We start from the raw sequence: 4,944 nt of genomic DNA, 5'->3' as shown, positions 1-4,944 counted from the left end.
GACTCGCTCAGCGGGGAGCGCTCGCGCAACTGGTGCAGCAGTGCCAGCTCCCCGGCGGCATCGAGGATGGGGTGGTCATCGTGTGGCAAACCACGGAATGCCGCGAGGAGCACGTCCCGGCCGGGCAGCATCGCCTCTCGTGCCGCGTGCCGCATTTCACCGCTCCCCCGCCGAACCGACGACGTCAACGTGCGAAATCTTCATCTGGCACACCTCCGGCTCGGGCACGGCACCCCGGCGGGGGTGCCATCGCGTGCGGACGGAACACGCCGGGTGGACACCGATCGCATCCACCCGGCAACCATTCCGCCACCACTGTCCCCTACAACGGCCCGTCGGCGGAAGCGAATCGGCACCGGACATCCAAATTGTCCGCTTCGCCGCCCCTTGTCCGCCGCGCCCCCAGGGCCTGCTTACTGCACGCGCAGGCTGCCGAAGAGGCCGTCTTTCTCGTCTTCGGGACCCGCCGTGAAGTAGAGGGCGTTCGCGTCGCCCAGGCTTTCGCCGTTGCCGAACATCAGCGCCCACAGGCCCGCGATCTCGACCGGCTTCGCCTCACCGTCGCGCAGATAGTCGACGAAGGTGCCGGTGGTGTCGTCGTAGGCGAGGACCCGGCCGAGGCCACCGAAGTTGCCGATCAGCAGTTTGCCCGACAGCGCGCCGAAGTTCGACGGCGCGATCGCCACACCCCACGGCGCGTTGAGCCTGCCGCCGTCGTCGATGATGCGCACCAGCTTGCCCGCCCCGTCGAACTCGGCGACCTTGCCCTTGTCGGGCTTGCCGTGGGAGTCCTTGTCCTGGTCGGCGTCGAGCGAGGCTTCCTCGGCCTTGTCGAAGGCTTTCGGGTCGTTCTCGTCGGGCTGCGTCACGGCATAGGACACGAACACCCGGCTGCCCAGGGTGGTGATGTTGAACGGCGCGGGATCGCCTGGCTTGGCCTTCTTGCCCTTCTCGGGCGAGGACGCGTCGATCACCTCACCGGTGGCGAACGGGTTGGCGAAACCGGTGGTCGCGACCGGCTGCCAGAACTTGTCGAAGGTGCGAACCTGCGGGTCGGCACCGAAATCGGCGGCCAGCAGCTTGTCACCCGAGGGCGCCAGCGCGATTCCGAAGAAGGCCATGCCCGCAGCGGAACCGTCGAACACCTGGTTCGCGCCGCCGTCGCGGCGCACGATCGCGCCGTCGGGGGCCTGTTCGGTCCAGGCCGAGATCTTGCCCGAGTCGGTGGCGAAGATGAAGCGCGAGGAACCGCCGAGCGGGATCGGCACACCGTCCACATCGACCCACTGGTCGCGCACCGCGAACAGATCCGAGGTGATCGGCGCCGGGTTGAACACGACGCCGGTGACCTTGCCGATGCTCTTGTCGGAGGTATCGGCATCGGCGCCGGGGACGCCGACGAGCTTGAGCTGGTCCTGGGTCAGCTTCTGCAGCTTGGGATCCGAGGACGACTGCACGTCACCGAGGAACTGGAACGACTTGCCGCCCGCGCCGACCCAGAAATGCCCACCCGCGCCCTTCGGCCGATCGGCCAGTCCCCAGGCGTTGACCATGCCGGGCAGCGTGAACTGGGCGTGATAGGAGTCCTTGTCGGCGGCCAGGTTGGTCTGGCCGTAGCGGTTGCCGTCCAGCGCGGCCACATCGTCGCTCGAGGGCTCGGTGTTCGAGCACGCCACGGCGAGCAACACTGCCGCGCCGAGTACCGCACCGCGCACCAGCCCGGACCGCACCCCGCGGGCGCCCCTCACATGTCCGTTCACGTTCTTGTCCTTTCGACCTTCCGCCGGACGGCGTTCAGGCGAGGCTGACCTTATCGTGGCTGATGCGGCGGTGTGCCGTGACCGTCGCAGGAAGCACAGGGCTACGCTGTCGGCCGTGGTCGAACCTTCCCCCAACATCGCCCCGCATCCCGACATCGCCGCCCTGGCACCACTACTCGGCACCTGGCGCGGTCGGGGCAGCGGCGAATACCCGACCATCGAATCCTTCGACTACGTCGAGGAGATCACCTTCGGGCACCTGGGCCGACCGTTCCTCACCTACAAGCAGCGCACCAAGGCCGGCTCCGACGGCAGGCCGCTGCACGCGGAGACCGGCTACCTGCGCAGCCCGGCGCCGGGCCGGGTCGAATTGATACTCGCCCATCCGACCGGAATCACCGAGATCTGCGAGGGCACGATCACCGAAACGGTGGACGGAATTCGTCTGGAATTGAACTCCACGAATATCGGCCTGAGCGAATCAGCAAAGCCGGTTACCGCCGTCGGACGCTCATTCCATGTCACCGGCGACACCATCGAGTACACGCTACGAATGGCGGCGGTCGGCGAATCTTTGCAGCATCACCTAGCGGCAACTCTGCAACGCGGCTGAGTCACGCGCAATTCGGCAAGTTACCCGAGCATGACCTTTGATCAGCGCATTTGCCGGATCGAAACCGATAATTCACCTTTTCATCACGGCCCGGTAGCAGTTGTGTTCGAACACGCCCGCACATAGGGCAACAATTGTGTGTCGCTTGCTGCCGTCGCCTGTTGCCGAAGTAACCGCCGTTCTACGGTGGTGCATCAGCTAATCCTCAGACAATCGAACGACCTGCCCCGCGAACACGTCGAAACCCTGAATGAGGGAGACGAACCATGAGGCGTTCTACTTTGATCTTGACCACGGCGGGGATGATCCTCGGCGGCGCGGCCGCCATCGACGTCCTCGACAGCGCGGCCACCGCCGCACCCGAGCCCGTTGTCAGCTACAACGTGCTGCACGACACAGCGACATCCCACACCGACAGCACATCGCTCGCGGTGGTGCGGGGTCTGCTGGCGACCGAGAACGCCGACTGACCCGACACCATCACGAATTCCGTACGGCCCGCAGGCCCGTTCGGCGGCGCGATCAGTAGCCGGCGGGTAGTGCGGCGAACATATCCCGGGTGACAGCCACGGCGTTGTCGGAACTGCCACCCTTCACCAGCAGTGTCGCGAAGGCGATATCCCCGCGATAGCCGATGAACCACGAGTGCGATCCACCGTCGACCTCGGCCTCGCCGGTCTTGCCGTAGACCTCACCTTGATCCCTGATGCGTTCGGCCGTGCCACCCGTGACCACCATGCGCATCATCGAACGCAGCCCCTCGACCACCTCCGGCGCGATCGCGGGCCGATCGCCGGTGATCTCGGTGGGCCTGCCCGCGATCAGATACGGCACCGGCGCGGCACCATGGGCGACCGTCGCGGCCATCACGGCCATACCGAACGGGCTCACCACCACTCGCCCCTGGCCGATGCCGTCTTCGGCGCGCTGGACGAGCCCCTCGGCCTTCGGCACGGACCCGGACACGGTCGGTAGACCTTCGACCTTGTAGTCCTGGCCCACGCCGAGACGCGCCGCTGCCTCGGTGAGCGCGTCGGGTTCGAGCTTGCTGGCCAGCCTGGCGAAGGTGGTGTTGCACGAGCGTTCGTAGGCAGTGGCCATCGGCACTTCACCGACGGTGAACATGTTGTAGTTGGGGATGGTGCGCTCGCCGATGATGGTGCTGCTCGGACAGGCCAGCACGGTGTCGGGCGTGGCCAGCCCGGAGGCCATCGCCGCCGACGCCGTCACCGTCTTGAAGATCGAGCCCGGCGGGTACTGACCGCTGGTGGCCACCGGCCCGTCGCGGTCGGCGAACTTGTTCTGGGCCACCGCGAGGATCGCACCGGTCGACGGGCGCAACACCACCATCATCGCCTGCTCGGTGCGCAGGTCGACCGCGTGCTGGGCGGAATTCTGCACGAACCGATCGATGCTCAGCGCGAACGACGGCGCGGGCTCGGCCGCTTCCTCGTGCAGCACATCGAGGTCTGCACCGTCGGCATTGCGGGTGACCACGCTCCAGCCCGCCTTGCCGTCGACCTCGGCGATCACCGTCTTGCGGACCTGGGTGAGCAGGTCGGGCGCGAATTTGCGGTCGGTGGGCACCATGTCCCACTCCTGGGTCAGGGTCACGCCGGGCAGGCCGATCAGTTCGCCGCCGATGGTCTCGGCCTCGTACTCGTTGAGCAGGATCACGGTGTGCGCGCCGTCGGTCTTGCGCGCCGCGGTGAGGATGGACTGCGGGGTGTAGGCGACGGGGTCGATACTGCTCAGCGCCGCGGCGAGCGCACCGGCGACGCGGCTGGGGTCGGGGGCGTCGGCCACGGTGAACTTCACCCGCGAGATCTTGCCGGGGACCAGCACATCGCTGCCCGCGGCCTCGTTCACCCTGGCGCGCGGCGCGGGTCGGGTGCGCAACTCCATGCTCTGGGTATCACCCAGTTTGGGGTGGATGTCGGCGGAGCTCCAGCGGACCAGCCAGCGCCCGTCACTGCGACCCATCTGCAATTCGCCGGAATAGGTCCACTGCCGGCCCTTCGGCAGGGTCCACTCGTAGGTGTAGTCGACCGTCGCGGTGTCACCGTTGACGCGCGCGTCGCCGGTGCGGATCGACAGCTTCTCCGCCTGCAACGCCTGCCACGTCGAAGTCAGTGCCGCCGCGGCCTTCTCGGGTGCGGTGGTGAGCGCCGCGGCCGCGGGGAGATCGTGTTCGGCGAACGCCTCGGCGAAGGCGTCGGCGGCGGGCACCGGCCCCTGGGCACCGGAAGAACAGGCCGTCGCCGCGACAGCGAGGGCGGCCACCGCGTACGTGGTGAGCATCCGTGTCCTCATCGGCACCGATGGTAGCGGCGAAAAGCCCTCCGACCTCGGCGCCACGCGCCAAAGTTTCAGTCCAGCAAGACGGTTGCGAAGGTAGCGATCTGACGGAATCCCACCCGGCTGTAGGCGCGGCGGGCGACGCGGTTGTAGTCGTTGACGTAGAGGCTCGCCGTACGGCCCGTTGCCACAACAGCATTGGCGACCGAGGCGGTCCCGGCGGTCCCCACACCCGCACCCCGGAATTCAGGATGCACCCACACGCCTTGGATC

General features: G+C 67.4%; 5 protein-coding genes. 2 read left to right on the top strand and 3 right to left on the bottom strand.

Features of this window, described 5'->3' with window-relative positions; all coding sequences use genetic code 11:
* Positions 1–413 precede the first annotated feature (413 nt).
* Positions 414–1,760 carry a TIGR03118 family protein gene (locus ACFWF3_RS24170; RefSeq protein ID WP_379315382.1) on the bottom strand — a complete coding sequence of 449 codons (1,347 nt, stop codon included), beginning with the start codon at positions 1,758–1,760 and terminating at the stop codon, positions 414–416.
* Between the two features lie 115 nt (positions 1,761–1,875).
* On the opposite strand from ACFWF3_RS24170, the gene ACFWF3_RS24165 reads away from it, so the two are divergent.
* Both ACFWF3_RS24165 and ACFWF3_RS24160 read left to right on the top strand, forming a co-directional pair.
* Complete coding sequence (locus ACFWF3_RS24165) at positions 1,876–2,373, top strand: peroxynitrite isomerase (RefSeq protein ID WP_378992223.1); 498 nt, start codon at positions 1,876–1,878, stop codon at positions 2,371–2,373.
* A gap of 266 nt (positions 2,374–2,639) precedes the next feature.
* On the top strand, positions 2,640–2,843 hold the full coding sequence (locus ACFWF3_RS24160; RefSeq protein WP_378992222.1) for a hypothetical protein: 204 nt from the start codon (positions 2,640–2,642) through the stop codon (positions 2,841–2,843).
* A 52-nt stretch (positions 2,844–2,895) separates the two neighbouring features.
* On the opposite strand, the gene ACFWF3_RS24155 is transcribed toward ACFWF3_RS24160, so the two are convergent.
* Together ACFWF3_RS24155 and ACFWF3_RS24150 are read right to left on the bottom strand one after the other, a co-directional pair.
* On the bottom strand, positions 2,896–4,686 hold the full coding sequence (locus tag ACFWF3_RS24155) for a penicillin-binding transpeptidase domain-containing protein (protein ID WP_379315380.1): 1,791 nt from the start codon (positions 4,684–4,686) through the stop codon (positions 2,896–2,898).
* A gap of 56 nt (positions 4,687–4,742) precedes the next feature.
* Positions 4,743–4,944: GNAT family N-acetyltransferase (locus tag ACFWF3_RS24150; protein WP_379315378.1), on the bottom strand; the 202-nt coding region annotated here is incomplete at its 5' end.

Origin of the sequence: Nocardia sp. NPDC060220 (genome assembly GCF_042727815.1) — a bacterium.
In the GTDB taxonomy this organism is placed as follows: Bacteria; Actinomycetota; Actinomycetes; order Mycobacteriales; family Mycobacteriaceae; genus Nocardia.
The sequence above is the reverse complement of the archived record's forward strand: the minus strand, read 5'-3'. Positions and strand labels throughout refer to the sequence as shown.